18 protein-coding genes are annotated in these 17,851 nt (G+C 44.6%); 7 read left to right on the top strand and 11 right to left on the bottom strand.

The genetic code is table 11. The features are described 5' to 3' along the window. The 7 genes from FHQ23_RS12365 to FHQ23_RS06220 all read left to right on the top strand — a co-directional run. Nucleotides 1-919: hypothetical protein (locus FHQ23_RS12365; RefSeq protein ID WP_176552268.1), on the top strand; the 919-nt coding region annotated here is incomplete at its 5' end. Between the two features lie 82 nt (nt 920-1,001). Continuing rightward, nucleotides 1,002-1,871 (top strand): tonB-system energizer ExbB, encoded by an 870-nt coding sequence (gene exbB, locus FHQ23_RS06245; protein WP_139613548.1) that lies wholly within the window; start codon nt 1,002-1,004, stop codon nt 1,869-1,871. Between the two features lie 7 nt (nt 1,872-1,878). Beyond that, nucleotides 1,879-2,295, top strand: coding sequence for a TonB system transport protein ExbD (exbD, locus tag FHQ23_RS06240; protein ID WP_139613547.1), 417 nt, complete (start codon nt 1,879-1,881; stop codon nt 2,293-2,295). An 11-nt stretch (nt 2,296-2,306) separates the two neighbouring features. Then, on the top strand, nt 2,307-3,134 hold the full coding sequence (locus FHQ23_RS06235; RefSeq protein WP_139613546.1) for a TonB family protein: 828 nt from the start codon (nt 2,307-2,309) through the stop codon (nt 3,132-3,134). 9 nt (nt 3,135-3,143) lie between these two features. Then, nucleotides 3,144-4,004: a heme/hemin ABC transporter substrate-binding protein gene (locus FHQ23_RS06230; RefSeq protein WP_139610816.1), complete on the top strand. Its 861-nt coding sequence runs from the start codon at nt 3,144-3,146 to the stop codon at nt 4,002-4,004. Beyond that, the gene (locus tag FHQ23_RS06225; protein WP_139613545.1) at nt 4,001-5,014 is read left to right on the top strand and encodes a FecCD family ABC transporter permease; all 1,014 of its coding nucleotides are present in this window, start codon (nt 4,001-4,003) and stop codon (nt 5,012-5,014) included. The genes FHQ23_RS06230 and FHQ23_RS06225 overlap by 4 nt, the downstream gene beginning before the upstream one ends. Beyond that, complete coding sequence (locus FHQ23_RS06220; RefSeq protein WP_139613544.1) at nt 5,014-5,772, top strand: heme ABC transporter ATP-binding protein; 759 nt, start codon at nt 5,014-5,016, stop codon at nt 5,770-5,772. Before FHQ23_RS06225 ends, FHQ23_RS06220 begins: the two co-directional genes overlap by 1 nt. Here the strand turns inward: FHQ23_RS06220 and rnhB are convergent. The 11 genes from rnhB to ispC form a co-directional block, all read right to left on the bottom strand. Further along, nucleotides 5,767-6,366, bottom strand: a complete 600-nt coding sequence (gene rnhB / locus FHQ23_RS06215; protein ID WP_176552267.1) for a ribonuclease HII — start codon at nt 6,364-6,366, stop codon at nt 5,767-5,769. The genes FHQ23_RS06220 and rnhB overlap by 6 nt on opposite strands. A 3-nt stretch (nt 6,367-6,369) precedes the next feature. Continuing rightward, entirely contained in the window at nt 6,370-7,539 is a 1,170-nt protein-coding gene (gene lpxB, locus FHQ23_RS06210; protein WP_139613543.1) for a lipid-A-disaccharide synthase, read from the bottom strand. A gap of 123 nt (nt 7,540-7,662) precedes the next feature. Then, a complete protein-coding gene (lpxA, locus tag FHQ23_RS06205) occupies nt 7,663-8,451 on the bottom strand; it encodes an acyl-ACP--UDP-N-acetylglucosamine O-acyltransferase (RefSeq protein ID WP_139613542.1) in 789 nt (262 codons plus the stop codon). 23 nt (nt 8,452-8,474) lie between these two features. After that, a complete protein-coding gene (gene fabZ, locus FHQ23_RS06200) occupies nt 8,475-8,954 on the bottom strand; it encodes a 3-hydroxyacyl-ACP dehydratase FabZ (RefSeq protein WP_255296795.1) in 480 nt (159 codons plus the stop codon). A 72-nt stretch (nt 8,955-9,026) separates the two neighbouring features. Continuing rightward, entirely contained in the window at nt 9,027-10,055 is a 1,029-nt protein-coding gene (lpxD, locus tag FHQ23_RS06195) for a UDP-3-O-(3-hydroxymyristoyl)glucosamine N-acyltransferase (RefSeq protein ID WP_139613541.1), read from the bottom strand. Between the two features lie 20 nt (nt 10,056-10,075). Next, complete coding sequence (locus FHQ23_RS06190; RefSeq protein WP_139613540.1) at nt 10,076-10,603, bottom strand: OmpH/Skp family outer membrane protein; 528 nt, start codon at nt 10,601-10,603, stop codon at nt 10,076-10,078. Between the two features lie 107 nt (nt 10,604-10,710). Next, on the bottom strand, nt 10,711-13,122 hold the full coding sequence (bamA, locus tag FHQ23_RS06185) for an outer membrane protein assembly factor BamA (RefSeq protein ID WP_139613539.1): 2,412 nt from the start codon (nt 13,120-13,122) through the stop codon (nt 10,711-10,713). Nucleotides 13,123-13,190: 68 nt separating this feature from the next. Then, a complete protein-coding gene (gene rseP / locus FHQ23_RS06180) occupies nt 13,191-14,534 on the bottom strand; it encodes a sigma E protease regulator RseP (RefSeq protein ID WP_139613538.1) in 1,344 nt (447 codons plus the stop codon). 11 nt (nt 14,535-14,545) lie between these two features. Next, nucleotides 14,546-15,415 (bottom strand): CDP-archaeol synthase, encoded by an 870-nt coding sequence (locus tag FHQ23_RS06175; protein WP_139613537.1) that lies wholly within the window; start codon nt 15,413-15,415, stop codon nt 14,546-14,548. A gap of 45 nt (nt 15,416-15,460) precedes the next feature. Continuing rightward, on the bottom strand, nt 15,461-16,201 hold the full coding sequence (uppS, locus tag FHQ23_RS06170; RefSeq protein ID WP_139613536.1) for a polyprenyl diphosphate synthase: 741 nt from the start codon (nt 16,199-16,201) through the stop codon (nt 15,461-15,463). A gap of 91 nt (nt 16,202-16,292) precedes the next feature. After that, nucleotides 16,293-17,486, bottom strand: coding sequence for a 1-deoxy-D-xylulose-5-phosphate reductoisomerase (gene ispC / locus FHQ23_RS06165; protein WP_139613535.1), 1,194 nt, complete (start codon nt 17,484-17,486; stop codon nt 16,293-16,295). Between the last annotated feature and the right edge of the window lie 365 nt (nt 17,487-17,851).

Here is a 17,851-nt window from a genome sequence, read left to right as displayed (position 1 = left end):
TAAATCAGAAGAGCCTAAATCAGAAGAGCCTCGATTTAAAGCGGGAACCTTAGAAGATCGAACTCTTACTATCGTCGTTTCCAGTCAAGGAGGAGAACGATATGAAGCCGTATTAGAAACTGATAAAAATCGTGGCTTCTATATGTCTGGCCCAATGGACTTCCGCGACAGCAAGGGAAATATCCTAGATCTCCGCAATGAGTTTAAAGATAAAACCGTGATGAACAACTATGATGTCGATCCAAATAAAGTCCAAGAACTGGTTATCACCTCCGAAAACGGAGAAGAATTGGGGAAATTCCGCTTTATTAACCAAACTTACTCCAGCTATGGTACGTTCTCACCGGAATTGACTGCGCCAGCAGCCGGTGGTGATCCGGCTCACCCCTTTAAAAATCACGAGAATCTCGGAACTTATATACTACAACCGACCACAGAAACACAATTTGATCAGTTGGCTCAAGCCAGTACAGCTGACGGTATTATCACTTATAGCGGCCATACCTTGGGCTACAAAGGAGGACCAAAAGGCGGTACACCGACCGAAGGCTACATGGGGGATGTCTCATTTCAGGTGAGTATTGCCTCGAAAACAATCTCAGGTGAAATGTCCGCTCGACAAGACAGCTTTGTTAGACATAACTGGCGATTTACTGATGACGACAATAATCCAACTGCGGAAGGTATTGCCTTTGATCAGCCCAACGTTAAGTTAATTCTTTCTGAAGCCAACATTGTTGCAAACAACAATAATACCATGGGGTTTAAAAACGGTGAGGTCAGATTGCTGCATAACGGACAGCAAGTGCGTATCAATGACTATGCCGGAACATTTGCCGGCCCAGAAGCAAATGAAATTGTCGGTCAAATTGGTAGTGGAGAAGAACGCATTATGTTCGGTGCAACTAAACAAGAATAATTTCATTGCTATTTATTTAGTGTAATTTTTACTAAAAGTGCGGCCACACCGCACTTTAGCTAACCATAACGGATATTTTCATATGTTATTAATTCGCTTTTATCCACTGTTTTTCCTGCTTATCATCAGTTTTTCAGCCTTTGCTGATAGCGCTATAGGCACAACTACCGACATTGCCTTGCAACATACTGAAGCGCATGCCTCTGGAGCAATAGCCGACTCTACTGCGACAGCTGCTGTACCAGAGCTTATCAAGACAGAAATCCTGCAAGATATGTCGCCGCTTGGAATGTACCTTTCCGCCCATCCTGTTGTTCAAGCTGTCATCTGGATACTGATTTTTTGCTCAGTTTTAACTTGGGTAATTTTTTTCAGTAAACTGTTTCAGTTGTATTACTCCGCTGCAACACTGAGAAAACAGCAAGCATTTTTATTGACCCAAGAACATTTTGAACAAGCACGGCAGCAGTTACCTTCGAAGATTAAATTTGATATCAGCCACAATCTTTTATCCGAAATCAACGATGAATTACAACGATCCAACTATCTTTGCGACGATGATTTTAAGCAACGCCTAGACTATCGCTTAGATCGCCGAATTCAAAGTTACACGCAAAATATGCGCTACGGCATCGGTCCTCTGGCAACTATTGGCGCAGTCGCCCCCTTTATCGGTTTATTCGGCACTGTCTGGGGAATAATGAATAGTTTTATCGGTATCGTGCATTCACAAACCACCAGCTTATCGGTGGTAGCACCGGGAATCGCTGAAGCACTGTTTGCTACCGCACTTGGTTTGGTAGCAGCAATTCCTGCCGTTATTATTTATAATATCTTCACCAGACACTTAACAACATACCGGTTACAGATTGAAAATTTAGCGGCTATTTTACGCCTGATGATCAAGCGTGACATATCCCTACATCGCTTAAATCCAGCAGCATCAGTATGAGGTTCCTATGTCATTTCATCTTTCCGATTCCACAAATGAGCAAGAACTTTCCGAAATTAATGTCACCCCGTTTATCGATGTAATGCTAGTGTTATTGATCATTTTTATGGTGACCATCCCGCTCACCACAGTTACCGTGCCGATTGATCTGCCAATAGCCAAAGCCAATGTTGAACCGCAATTGGAAAAGCCTATTATTTTATCGCTTAACCAACAACAAGAGTTGTTTTTAGGCAATGAACCTCTACTTTTACACAATCTGGCAACCGCACTTGATCAACTCACCGTCAATAATCGCGACACGGTGATTTTCTTTCAAGTAGATAAAACTATTCCCTATGAAATCTTGATGAACGTAATGAACCAACTACGTACTGCCGGTTATTTAAAAATCGGCTTGGTCGGCTTAGAGAACAAGGAATAGGCGGAAAATTGATGATTGTTGATATTCCATCACTATATCGCCTCAAAAAATATCGTATTTGGCTGTTTAATACGATATTGGTCTGTGCTATCCACTTTTTTATTATTACTTTTATTATTAAAAAAACCGTCACCGTCATACCGCAAGCCAGCGCTGCGGTGATAGTCAATTTCTCTGATCCGCCACAATCGATTATCAGCATTGAGGAGCTCCCGCTTGGTCCACCACAAGTCATCACCCAAGACAGCCAAATTTTAGATGCTGACAACCAACCGGAAGCACTTGAAACGCCGCAACTAGAAGAGAACCCAATAATTGAAAATGCCGAGATTATCGTCAAGGCTAAACTGGAAAAAAAGCCACTTTTGAAGCAACAACCACAAGTTAAAAAGCAGCCAGATAACAATAAAAAAGCCAAAAAGCCCAGTGATATTGAATCCACTGCAACCGGACAAACTGTTACCGCACCTGCCAACGGCAATGATCAGCAAATTGCGGCAGAATATAACAGTGAAGGCAATAGTAAAACCATTATAACCAGCTGGCAAGCCTTGCTAAGAGGGCATTTAGGCCGTTATAAACGCTACCCAGAAAATGCCTTAAAACAAAAAATCGAAGGAAAACCGATTGTCTCTGTAGAAATCGATAGACTAGGAACTGTATTAAAAGTCACGCTTAAAAAAAGCAGTCAACACCAAGCATTGGATCAAGAAGCGATTAATACCCTTTATCGTGCTTCTCCACTCCCTAAACCGCCCGAAGAGATCATTCGGCAAAAAACCACTTTAAGATTTAGCTTACCCATTGATTTTGAAATAGAAAACAAAGCTCACAGATAGGAAACACATATGAAAAAACAATTTATTTTAAGCTTGCTACTATCACTCTTTTTTCTTTCTGAGGTCACTCTTGCACAACCAACGACACCGCAAAGGATTATCGCCGTCGGTGCTGGCGTAACTGAATTACTAGAGGCGCTGGATGTCGGCGATCAACTTATTGCAGTCGATTCCACTAGTCGCCGTTTTGCCGACAAATATCAGATTCCGCTGTTAGGCTATCAACGCAATTTAGCAAGTGAAGGCATTTTGGCACTGCAGCCAAACCTATTGATCGGCAGTGAAGAAATGGGACCGGAATCCGTGTTGACACAATTACGACAAGCAAAAATCCAAATTGAAGTATTAGAGAATCCACAAAAAAACCATCAGGATTTGCAACAACATATCCAGAGACTCGGCCAGCTGCTAGCGAAAAACAAATCGGCAGAAAAATTATCGGCACAGGTAATGCAACAAATCCGACAGATTCAGTCCTTGCCACGCGGTAAAAATCGTGCCCTATTTTTGCTACTGTCAGATAAAGGACAACTGTCCACTGGAGGGCATCGCACCACGATTAACGGCATGCTTGATTTAATGCAATTGCATAATCTCTCGGCTGAAAAACAGGGGTATTACGCCTATTCAATTGAGGCTGTTTTAGCATTACAGCCGGATATTTTACTGCTTTCCGAGCGAAGCCTGTCGCAGGACTTAAGCGCATTACAGAAAAAATATCCTTTTTTACAACAACTTAATGCCACTAATCAGGGGTGTATTTTTAGCGTCGATGGACAAGCACTGCTAGGCGGTTTTAATTTGAGCTCACTGCGCGAAAGCCAACGCATTATGCAAGCCATTGCCGACAACCAAAATTGTCTACAATGATGAAACATCACGCCTACTTTCTGGTGCTCGCTATCGGCTTGCTGTTGCTTAGCGCCATAATTCTACTCTCTCTAGTTAGCGGTGCGGTAAATACCGACCTGTGGCAAACTTTGACCGCACTTTACGGTAAAGGGGACAGCAGCACCGTTTTTATCGTACAGCAGCTACGGCTGCCCCGCACCTTACTCGGCGTCTTTATCGGTGCAATTTTAGGCTGTTGCGGTGCAGTGTTACAAGGTCTGTTCCGTAATCCTCTTGCTGATCCTGGTATTATCGGAGTCAGCGCTGGAGCAGCGTTGGGCGCTGCTATCGCTATTGTACTCTTGCCGCAAGGGATACTATTATGGAATAAACTTAGTCTGCTTTCACTATTTTCATTTATCGGTGGTCTGCTGGCAACACTATTTGTTTACCACATCGGTAAAACTCACTACGGCACTCGAATGACATTGATTTTACTAAGCGGAATTGCCATCGGAGCGCTAGCATTTGCCTTTTTGGGCTTACTACAATTTATCGCAGATGACCGAGCCCTGCGAGAATTGACAACTTGGCAGCTAGGCTCACTTGCGCATGGCAATTGCAATACGGTCATATTGTGTGCCGTAACCGCCTTTTTATTATTGACCCAATTTATGCGGCGAGCCTCTGCATTAAATGCACTGTTACTCGGTGATTTAGAAGCGCGACATTTAGGGGTCTCTGTCGAAAAAATAAAACGGTCCTGTATTATCTATACCGCACTTGGTATCGGGATTGCGGTCTCCGTTTCAGGGATGATCGGCTTTATTGGTCTAATTGTGCCGCATATTGCCCGCACTTTGCTAGGCCCGAACCACAAAACGCTGATTCCGGCTTGTGCTTTAATCGGTGCAATTTTACTGCTAGGCGCTGATATTTTAGCCCGTAAACTGGCTGCACCAGCAGAAATTCCAATCGGAATTCTGACCGCACTTTTAGGTGCGCCATTTTTTATTACTCTACTGATTAAAAACAAGGGGCGATTGTAATGTTGGAAATTAGCAGATTACAGCTTGTTATTGGACAAAAAATCCTCCTGAATGATATCAACCTGAACTTAAAATGTGGTCACTGTATCGGCATACTTGGGGCAAACGGAGCTGGAAAATCCAGCTTACTGAAAGCTATCGGCCAAGATCTTCCCTATACGGGAAGAATATTGTGGCAGCAAAAGCCGCTGGCTTCATTTTCCGCCAGAGAACTGGCAGAAAATATGGTATTTCTGCCACAACACAGCAGCCTAAACTTTGCGTTTACGGTACAAGAAGTGATTGAACTAGGCTTAATACACCACCAACAACACCTTAGTCGTAGCCAGCAGCAAAGACTATTGGCACAAGTCAGTACAGATTTTGAACTGTCGGATCTACAACAACAGAACTATCTCAAATTGTCCGGCGGCGAAAAACAACGGGTGCATGCCGCCCGCAGCTGGCTACAAATTTTATCATCGCCTACACCCAAAATCGTATTGCTGGACGAACCTAGCAGTGCACTAGATCTCAAACATCAGCATGACTTACTGCAACAAGCAGTAAAACTAGCGGAGACACAGCATTTAGTTTTAATTGTGCTGCATGATCTAAATTTGGCAGCACGCTATTGTGATTGCTTGCTGCTGTTGCAGCAAGGCAATCTATTTGGGTATGGCACTACAGCAGATATGCTGACCGCACAAAATATTGATGAACTTTATCACTATCAAACAGAAGTTTATCAGTATAAAAACCAGCTTCGAATCTTATAGGCTTTGTAGCAAGCACTTTTTCACCGGAGCAAAGCTGCGGCGATGTTGTGGCAAAATGCCGTATTGCTGCAATTTTTCTAGGTGAAGTGCGGTCGGGTAGCCTTTGTGTTGTGCTAAGCCGTAGTGTGGATATTGCTGATCCAGCGCTGCCATTTCTTGATCGCGCGCTACTTTTGCCAAAATCGAAGCTGCGCTGATTTCAGCTACCAGACTATCACCTTTGACCACCGCTTGTGCTGGCATCAGCAATTTCGGCAATTTATTGCCATCAACTAATACAAAGTGCGGTTGAATTGGCAGGGCTTCAACCGCTCTTTGCATGGCGAGTAGACTGGCTTGCAGAATATTCAGTTGGTCAATTTCTTCTGGTTCAGCTCTGCCCAGTGCCCACGCTAAGGCATTTATTTTGATCGCTTCGACGAGTAGCAAGCGTTTTTTTTCAGAGAGTTTTTTTGAATCGGCTAAACCGACAATCGGTTTATTCGGATCAAGAATCACAGCAGCAGTGACTACCGCACCGATTAGCGGCCCGCGCCCGACTTCATCGACCCCGGCAATAAGCCCAACATTTTGTGGATATTCAAACACCGTCATTTTTTATCGCTCTTGTAACAGATCCGCCACAGCCTGTGCTGCTTGTTGATCGGCATTACAGCGGATCATTTGATGCAGTTCGGCAAAGCGCTGTTTTAAGCCTAAAGTGCGGTTTTTCTCCGCTTCACTATCATCAAAATAGACTGCTAATTCCTCGGCTAGACGCTGAGGATTGCATTCATCTTGGATCAACTCAGGCACCAACATTTCATCAGCCAATAGATTCGGCAATGATACATATTTAGTTTTCACCAACCGCTGTGCCAGCCAGTAGGTCAGCGGCTTCATACGATAGCCAACCACCATCGGCGATTTGCACAACATACACTCCAGTGCCGCCGTGCCGGAAGCCAGTAAGGTTGCGTTCGCCACTTGCATTGCCTGCCTTGCCTGCCCGTCAAGTAAGCGCATTTCTAATTCTGGCGCAATCTGTTGTTTAATCGTTTCAAACTGCACACGCCGTTTTGCGTTAATCAACGGCACCAAAAATTGTAGGTCAGGAAAGCGTTGTTTCAGTAAAAGTGCGGTTTGTAAAAACGGTTCGCTGAGAAACTCCAGCTCCGAACCACGGCTACCGGGCAAAATCGCCAAATAACGCTGGTTTGGATCAAGCTGTAGCTGTGCACACGCCTGCTGACGATCAATATCTAGAGCAATCGCATCTGCCATCGTATGACCGACAAAACGACACGGCACATTGAAACGATCGTAAAAAGCCTTTTCAAACGGCAGAAATGCCAACACCAGATTGGTCGCTTTAGCAATTTTGAAGATCCGCTTTTGCCGCCACGCCCACACTGACGGACTGACATAATGAATGGTTTTGATCCCGTGTTGTTTCAATACTTTTTCTACACCAAGATTAAAATCCGGCGCATCAATACCGATAAAAATATCCGGTTTTGCCGCTAGCAGCTTTTTAATCAAAGTGCTACGAATTTTCAGCAGATGCGGCAGGTGTTTCAGCACTTCGACCAAGCCCATCACCGATAACGCTTCCATATCAAAGTAACTTTCTGCACCTTCGGACAACATTTGCGGTCCGGCAATGCCGATAAAACGGGCATTCGGATAAATTTGACGCAGTGCTTTGATTAAGCCCGCACCAAGAATATCGCCTGAGATCTCACCGGCAACCAGTGCAATTAACGGAGAATTTTGTTCTGCCTGCATGCTATTTTCCTTAAAAAATAACCGCACTTTTAACGTAAAGTGCGGTTAGGTAAGCATTAGGAGGGATTCAAGATTGGAATTGTAAGGACAGATTCAATCCGCCTCTACAACCTAAACGCGAATCTAACGAATGATCCCTCGGGTTGAACGTTTAAAGAATGACAAGAAGAAGCTGACCGCTGCTTCGGTTTCGGCAATCCGTTCGATCTCAGGAATCACTTCCTCTAACGTTTTGCCACTACGATAAATCAATTTATACACATTACGAATTGCATGCATTGCTGGTTTATCGAAACCACGGCGTTTTAAGCCTTCCAGATTGACCCCAAACGGCTGTGCGTGGTTACCTTGCGCCATCACATACGGCGGCACATCTTGGCTAACCATCGAACCGCCACCTAACATCACGTGCGCCCCGATCACCACAAATTGGTGAATTGCTGACATACCGCCAACAATCACAAAATCATCCAACTCAACGTGTCCGGCAAGTGTGGCATTGTTAGCCAAAATACAGCGGTTTTTAACCTGACAATCGTGTGCAATATGCGCATTAATCATCAGCAAGTTGTCATCACCGATGCGGGTCACGCCACCGCCTTGCACCGTGCCACGGTGAATAGTCACGCTTTCACGGATACGGTTACGGTCGCCGATAATCGTTTTAGTCGGTTCACCGTTATATTTCAGATCCTGATTGACTTCGCCGATGCTGGCAAATTGGAAAATCTGATTATCGCAGCCAATTTTAGTATGTCCACGCACCACCACATGCGAATGCAACACGGTGCGATCGCCAATTTCTACATCTGCGTCAATCAGACAGAAGGGGCCGACCACAACATCTGCGCCAATTTTAGCGCCATCTTCAATAATTGCTGAACTATGAATTTTTGCCGTTGGATGAATCATCTTATCCTACTTATGCTGCTGGGTTACATTGGACGGCGTGCGCACATCAATTCGGCTTCGCACACCACTTTTCCATCCACCGTTGCCACGCCGGTAAAACGAGTGACACCGCGACGTTCCTTAATGAAATGGACTTCCAGAATCATTTGATCACCGGGCTCAACCGGACGTTTAAACCGCGCGTTATCGATAGCAGCAAAATAAAACAGTTCATCCTTAGGCAATTCCAACGTTTTAAACGCCAGTACGCCGGTTGCCTGTGCCATCGCTTCCAAGATCAACACGCCTGGGAAAATCGGTTTCTGAGGAAAATGTCCGGTGAAACAAGGTTCGTTGACCGTTACATTTTTCACGGCTTTCAGCCATTTTCCTTCTTCGAAATCAATGACTCTATCAACCAATAAGAACGGATAACGATGCGGTAATAACTGCATAATTTCGTTAATATCGACAATTTTCGCTTCTCTTGACTGCGAATCAGTTTGGTTGTTTTCAGTTGTCACGGTTTTAATTTCCTTAGTATGATATCCATTGCCACGACAAAGTATCGCTAGCAAAAATTATTTTGTTAACGTTTATGCTTTTCCATGCTCTCGCTCTAATGCTTTTAAGCGACGATTTATTTCACTAATATTCATGGTCAGTGCTGCTGTTTTGCGCCACTCTTTGTTGGTTTGCAACGGAATGCCGGAAGAGTAAACCCCCGGCTCAGTGATTGGACGCATCACCATACTCATGCCGGTGACAGTCACGCCGTCGCAAATTTCCATATGTCCGTTGATCACACTGGCTCCGCCGATTAAGCAGTATTTGCCCACGGTCAGGCTACCCGCCATAATCACACCGCCAGCTACCGCCGTACCGGTACCGATGTGTACGTTATGTGCAATTTGACACAAATTATCGATGATCACATTATCCTCGATAATCGTTGCATCTAAAGCACCACGATCGATACAGGTACAAGCACCGATTTCAACCCGATTACCGATAATCACTTGTCCACGCTGTGGAATCTTGATCCACTTGCCTTTATCGTTGGCATAACCAAAGCCATCAGCGCCGATCACCGCAGCAGCTTGAATCAAACAATCCTGCCCGATTTCTACTTCGTGATAGACGGTGGCATTCGCCCAAAGTTGAGTGCCAGAACCAATTTTGCTGTTTTTACCGACAAAGCAACCAGCACCGATCACCACGTTATCGCCTAATACCACGCCGTCCTCAATCACCGCATTGGCACCGATGGAGACATTGTCACCCAATATTACCGACGGCGACAAGACCGCACTTTTAGCAATGCCACTGGCAGCTTTCGGGGTAGCATCCATCAGCTGTGCGATTAGCGCATAAGCGATATAAGGATCGTTAACCACAATCAAATTACTGTCCGCATGACAAAATTCAACATCAGTTTCACTCACCAACAAACAGCCTGCCACAGATTGCTGCAAGCGTTCGCGAAATTTCGCATTGGAAATAAAACTCAGTTGATTCGGCTGTGCTTTATCTAACGCTGCAATGCTGTCCACCGTTGCTTCCGGATTACCGCATAGCCGTCCACTGACATGCTCAGCAAGCTGTTGTAATCGATATTGTGCCATTGATATCCTCTTGTCTCGGATTATTTCTTAGCTTCCGCAGCTGCTGCTGGCTTAATCGCTTTTAAGACTTCTTCGGTAATGTCTTTACCGGCTGCTGCATACACAATCGCATTAGCATCTAGCACATAGCTATAGTTGCCTTTAGCCGCGACTTCATTAGTTGCATTTTGAATGCTAGATAACAGTTTTGATCTTTCTTGATACTGCAGTTCTTCATTTTGAGCTTGCAGCTCTTCGGCTTGTTTTTGATAAGCTTCACGCATTTTATTAATTTCGTCTTCGCGTTTTTGGATATCGGCAGCCCGCAATTTTGATGCTTCTTTTTGTAACGCTTCAATTTTAGTGACAATCGCTTTCTCACTGGCTTGCAATTTTTCAGCCGGTGCTTTCAACTCCGCATCAATTTTAGCACCAGCCGCTTCACGGTCTGGGTGGTTTTGGAACAAATATGCCGAGTTAATAAACGCAATATTTTCTGCGGCATTTGCCAGTGAAGCGCTCAACGCCAATGCTAAAGAAAGTCCTGCGATTTTTAATGCTTTTTTCATGGTATATCCTTTAAAGAGATGTATATGGCAGATCGACCATCAATCTGCCTAGTTTATATGACGTAATTTTAACTAAAAAGTTTCAATTTACTTATTACAATTTGAGCTTAGAAACTGCCACCGATACTGAATTGGAATTGTTCAATCTCATCGCCTTCATATTTTTTAATCGGTTTGGCATACGAGAACACCAATGGCCCAATCGGCGAGTTCCACTGGAATGCCACACCGGCAGAGGCTCTCACTCGAGTCGGATCGCCATAATCGGTAATCCGTTGTGGAATATTGCCTTGAGTAAACAACTTCGCTTTATCTTTATCCCACTCGGTGTTCCAAACGCTGGCGGCATCAACAAATACTGAGGTTCTGACATTGTTCTGGCTCTTATCGCTAACAAACGGTGTCGGCATAATCAATTCGACACTGGCTGTCGCCATCGCATTACCGCCGACAACATCATTATTAATGTTGTTATACGCTGAAGCAGGTGCCGAGACTAAAGCGCCGCTGTTGGTATTATAAATTGCTTTCGGTCCAATCGCACCATAAGCAAAACCACGCAAGCTACCGATACCACCGGCACTATAATTTTGGTAGAACGGTAATTTTTTACCGCCAAAGCCATTCGCATAAGAGAGCCCTGCTCGTCCGGACAATACCCAAGTTTGGTCATAGTTGATAGGGTAATAACTGACCCAATCAGCGCTCAATTTGTAGTATTTATTATCCGAACCCGGAATAGTCACCTTGCCGCCGATACTGGCGCGGGTTCCACTCGTCGGCAAGAAGCCACGGTTTAAGGTATTATAGTTCCAGCCTAAGCTAAACTCAAAATCATCGCTTTTGATTTTCCAGTCATCAGCGCCCATCGACTGTAAATAACGGGCACGGTTATATTCCGGATACATGTTTTTCAATTTGTTATAAACGTATCCCAAGCCCAAATAATAACCGTTATTTTCATTGACCGGGAAGCCTAAAGTGCCGTTGATCCCATAACTGGTACGGGCATATGATGCAGTGGTGTCACTTTTGGCATAGTCGTAAGTATCATAGAATACATTTCCGCCTAAGCTTACGCCATCACGAGTGAAATACGGTTCACTATAGCCTAAATTGATACTGGTGGCGTATTTGTTTTTGACGCCGGATAAACTGACCGAAGAGCCCATGCCTAAGAAATTGTCCTGTTTAACGCTAGCTTGATAGCTCAACCCACTCTCAGTACCAAAGCCAATGCCGAAATTGATACTGCCGGTATTACGTTCTTTCACTTTATATAAAATATCCAGTTGATCATCAACGCCCGGAACCGCCAATGTTTGACTTTCTACTGTTTCATAAAAACCGGTCCTTTCCAAACGGGATTTGCCCTGTTCGATCAAGGCGGTTGACAACCATGTTCCTTCCTGCTGACGCATCTCTTGGCGCAACGTGGAATCAGCACTGACATCATTACCTTCAAACCGGATAGAACGTACATAGTAACGGCGACCTGCGTCCACCACCACAATCAAATCAACAGTATGTTCGGCATCATTAAAATCCGGTTGGATCGTAATTTGAGGATTGGCATAACCACGAGCGCCCAGCGTATTTTTGATTCCATCTTCAATCGCTCTGACGGTATTGCCGCGGAATTGCTCACCACGTTTGATATTCACCAATAATTGCCCAAGATCGGCATTCATTCCGGCAGTATCACCAATAATCCGCACATCATTGATCTCATATTTCTCGCCTTCGTCGATTGTAATCGTCAGATAGACTTCTTTTTTATCTTCACTATAACGCACATCGGTATTCAACAGTTTAAACTTGGCATAACCGTTATTCAGATAAAAGTCACGCAATGTTGTCATATCTTTTTCAAATTTTGGATCAGAAAACTTACTACTGGAAAAAATATTCCACCAAGAAACATCCGGCTGAATCTCAATCTGATCCAGCAATTTACCTTCGCTAAACACTTGGTTGCCAACAAATTTAATCTCTTTGACTAATGCTGAATCGTTCTCTTTGATCTCTAATTTTAACGCTGCTCTGCCTTGTCCCAAGTCATCAACCACAGTATTGATTTCGGCATTGCTGTAACCGGCGGAATGATAATAGTTGAGCAACTCTTGGCGGAAAGATTCCAGTTTTGCACGTTCCAACACTTCCCCTTTAGCAATTCCGTTTTCACGCAGATTGGTTTCCAGTGCCTCTTTTGGAATTTGCTTATTGCCTTCAATCTCTAACGAACTGATATAAGGACGAGGCTGAATGCGCAGCACTAACGCATTGCCCTCACGCACCGCTTCCACATTTTCGTAACCACCACGCAAAAACAGGCTACGCACAATTTGCGACAAATCCTGATCATTTGCTCGTTGCCCGACTTTAACCGGCAGACCGGCAATAATATTTTCAGCCGTCACTGGGTCAGTCCCTTCCACGCGAATATCCTGCACAGTGAACGGTGCTGCCATGACGGTGGTGCTACCCAGAAGTAAACTGGTCATTAGGAGTTTTTTCATTATCATTTTCCTATACATAAGCCTGTTAAATAAAAGATTGATTCCGATTGCCTGCGAGCGTGTCAAATTCAAATAAAGCGTATAATATCATTAAATAATGCGAAAATTGTCAACATTAATAATAACGCCACGCCGATTCTTAAAAAAATCTCGCGAACTTTCTCTGTTACCGGCTTGCCGCGAATTGCCTCAAGCGCCAAAAAAACCAACTGTCCACCGTCCAATACCGGCAGTGGAAATAAATTCATAATGCCCAAATTAACACTAATCAGCGCCATAAAACTCAAGTAATAAACTAAACCGCTATCTAAAGAGATCCCTGCACCTTGAGCAATGGAAATCGGACCACCGATGTTGTTCAGAGAAATATCACCACTCAGTAGCTTCCCTACCAATTTCACAATCACCAACGATAATTCAGCCGTTTTCTCCAGTCCTTGCTGCAAGGCGCTTAGAATATCATATTTTAATTCGGTACGGTACTGTTGTGCTAACGGCTCAAAGGTCGGTGAAAACCCAATATAAGCGTTGCCCTCTTTATTAACTTCGGGCGTGATCGATATCGACAAACGCTGTTGATGACGTTCGATTTCAAACAATAATGGCTGATTCAAATGACTGCCGATCGTCTGCACCAATGCTTGCCATGACAAGACTTCACCGTTTACGGTCATAATTTTATCACCAACGCGCAGTCCGGCAGCAGCGGCAGGCGAGTTATTTGTGATTTTGGATACGGTTAAATCGACTTTACCGCTCTTCGGCACCATACCCAGTGCAGTGAATGCAGCTTGTTTCTGTGGCTCATACCGCCAATCGGTTAAATCCAAACGTTTATCTTGTAGCTGTTGTGGCTGATCAAACGGTGAAACGGTGAGTGTGACTTGGCAAGTACCAACTTTGGTAGTCAACAGCATATTGACACTGGTCCAGTCTTCCACCGCTTTCCCGTCAATCGCGCGAATTTGCATCTCTGGCTGCAAGCCGGCTTGGGCAGCAATCGAATCCGGTACAACACTGTCAATCACCGGTTTCACTGCCGGCACGCCGACTATATAAATCACCCAATAGGCTAAAATCGCAAAAATAAAGTTTGCCATCGGTCCGGCAGCAATCACAAAAGCACGTTGCCATACCGGTTTACTGCTGTAATCTTGCGCTTTTTCATCTTCGCAAACCGCTTCGGTTTTGCTGTCCAACATATTGACATAACCACCCAGCGGAATCATCGAGATGGCGAACTCGGTTCCTTGTTTATCCGTTTTGCTCCACAGCACTTTGCCAAAACCGATTGAAAAGCGCAGCACCTTGATACCGCACTTTCTTGCCGCCCAAAAATGACCATATTCGTGCACGAAGACCAAAACACAGATAACTAACAGAAAAGCAAAAATATACCACAAGCCTGACATCGCACAATTTCCTATAAATAAAAATAGAACATTGCACAGAAAAATGGCAATGCCGCAGTCAAACTATCGATACGATCCAATATGCCACCATGTCCGGGAATCAGTTGACTACTATCTTTGATCCCAACATGCCGCTTAAACATACTTTCAGTCAAATCGCCCAAAATCGAAATTGAGACAGTACCGAACGAGGCCAGCAGCAACAGCGGTAACGATACACTGCGTAGCACAAACTCATTCGGTGTCATTTGCAGAAAAAGTATGCCGACAACCAGTGCTACAACTACACCGCCAATTGCCCCCTGCCAGGTTTTTCCCGGTGAAACCTTTGCTGCCAGTTTATGTTTGCCAAACGCTTTGCCGCAAAAATAAGCACCTGTGTCTGCGCTCCAAATCAGCAGCAACACATAAAACAGCAGCCATAACCCCTCGTAGCTATTTTGATTATAGTTATACAAACGTAGCGCCAGCAACGCCAGCAAGAATGGTGCCAGCGTGAAGAAGCCAAAAAATAGTTGTAACAATGCCGGTTTCTGCCAGTATTTCGTTGAGTGCGGATAGCTTGCCACCAACAACAGCGCCAACACCCACCAAATTAATGCGACCACCAATAGCCAAGCGGTATAACTATTCAGTACAATGCCAGCGTTAATGTAATCCCGATAGGAAAAAATAATTACAAACAGTGCACAAGCGGACAATCCGGTAATCAGCCAGCGCCAAATATCATTCTGATGTCGGGCAAACTGACACCATTCCCAAATTCCCAACACCACAATTGCCGCCACAGTTAAGGCAAACGCATAGGGCGAAAATAGCAATAATGCCGTGATGACAAAAATCAGTAAAACTGCCGCAGAAATAATACGCTGTTTAAGCACCTAACATTCCTCTTTAATTATTATAGTGAATTCAATCGTTAATCATCAATCCGCGGCGCCAAAGCGCCGCTCACGCTGCTGAAACACGGCGATCGCTTGGGCAAATTCCTGTTCATCGAAATCCGGCCATAATACCGGGCTGAAATAGAGTTCAGCATACGCCAACTGCCACAACAAAAAATTACTGATACGCTGCTCACCACTGGTACGAATCAACAAATCTACCGGTGCTTGCTGTTCAGTCACCAACGCTTGTTGAAACAACTCGGCAGTTATCATCTCAGGTTCCAGTTCGCCCTGTTGCACCCGTCGCGCCAATTTTTGGCTGGCTTGCACAATATCCCAATGTCCGCCATAATTCGCCGCAATATTTAATATCAAACCGCTGTTTTGCGCCGTCAATGCTTCAGCTTCAGCGATTTTCTTTTGCAAAGTGCGGTTGAACTGACTGACATCGCCCAAAATTTGTAGCTTAATATTGTTTTTATGTAATTTGCTCACTTCCCGATTCAGCGCCAGCATGAACAGATCCATCAAACCGCTGACTTCACTAGCGGGTCTCGCCCAGTTTTCACTGCTGAAAGCATATAATGTCAACGACTGAATCTGCTGTTTTGCAGCAAAAATCACCGCTTTACGCACCGCCTGCACCCCGTTTTTATGCCCGACCAGACGCAATTTGCCTTTCTCTTTTGCCCAACGGCCGTTGCCGTCCATAATAATGGCGACATGTTTAGGCATCTGTCCGGTGGGGCTATTCGCTGCTAAAGTTACACCTTCGCTCATCTCTCGCTCATCTTTTGTGCGTTATTGTTGTGCATCAAATAGTCGGTTTTCAAATCATATTCGGCACACTATATCACAAGCCCGAAACAACTTAAAAAGCTAAAATCAGTTGTTGTGCTGATTGTCGGGCTTTTTGATCAATTTCAAATACATCATCTATTTGTTTGACGAATAAAGCCGGAAATTGTTCCACCGTTTGCCGATTAATTCGCTCAATATCACTAAACCGAATCTGCCCTTGCAAAAATGCAGCGACGGCAACCTCATTGGCGGCATTCATCACGGTGGTGGCATACTGCCCAGCAGCAAAGCAATCGATTGCCAGCTTTAAGCAAGGATAACGCTGATAATCCGGTTCAATAAAGCTTAACGCTTTAATTTTAAAGAAATCCAACGCTGCCACCCCGGCAAAAGTGCGGTCAGGATACGCCATGCTGTGTGCAATCGGGGTACGCATATCGGGATTGCCCATTTGCGCCAGTACACTGCCGTCACGATAGCGCACCATCGAATGGATAATCGATTGCGGGTGAATAATAATTTCCATCTGTTCAGCCGAAGCATTGAACAACCAGCGGGCTTCGATATACTCCAAGCCTTTGTTCATCATGGTTGCCGAATCGACTGAAATTTTAGGCCCCATCGACCAATTAGGATGTGCCACCGCCTGTGCCGGCGTAATCTTATCAAATTCGGCAAGTGCGGTCTCACGGAAAGGTCCGCCGGAGCCGGTTAAAATAATACTGTCAATACCACTTTCGCTTAAACGACAATGACCAATGCGCTGTTGTTCGATTTGTGGCAAGGCTTGAAAAATCGCATTGTGCTCACTATCGACCGGCAACAACGTTGCGCCGGACTCCGCCACGGCTTGCATAAACAGTTGTCCGCAAGTCACCAGCGATTCTTTATTTGCCAGTAATACTTTTTTTCCGGCTTGAATCGCAGCCAAAGTCGGCGCTAAACCTGCCGCGCCAACAATTGCCGCCATCACCATATCCGCATCGGGGTGTGCTGCGATCTCGCAAATCGCTTGCTCGCCACTCAGCACTTCGGTTTTGACCGCTGTTTGGCTTAATAAAATTTTGAGTGTTTTCGTTGCCTGACTGTCCGCCATTACCGCAAAGTGCGGTTGAAATGCCAAACACTGCTGCGCCATCAATTCAGCATTACGCCCGCCAACCAAGGCAAAAGTGCGGTATTTTTCAGGATTGTGCTCAATCACCGATAAAGTGCTGTTACCGATAGAACCGGTCGAACCAAGAATTACGACATTTTGTTGCATAGATCACCGTATTAATTTGTTATCCGACAGCGACTATTGATCACAATCGGTTATGCACAGATGAGCGGTTTTACCGCTCAAATTATTGACAACGGTTACTGATTAGGCAAAGTAGGGGCGGATTATAGATCCGCCCATTTACGAAGTGAGATATAAGTATTTAATCCAAAATGGAAAAATTCAACGCACTGTTCGGGCAGATCTATAATCCGCCCCTACTTTTACAATATTAATCGTGTATTTTAACTTTTGTCAGCAGTCTAAGGCGCAGGAGCGCCTAGATTAATTGATAATTTTTCATACAACCAAAATGATTATTTAGCAGCGTTAAATACCGCTTTGGTTTCACTTCCCCATTCATTGGT

Source organism: Testudinibacter crocodili, assembly GCF_006228025.1.
GTDB lineage: Bacteria > Pseudomonadota > Gammaproteobacteria > Enterobacterales > Pasteurellaceae > Chelonobacter.
Note: the sequence above shows the minus strand (reverse complement) of the source record. Positions and strands in the feature narration are given on the sequence as shown.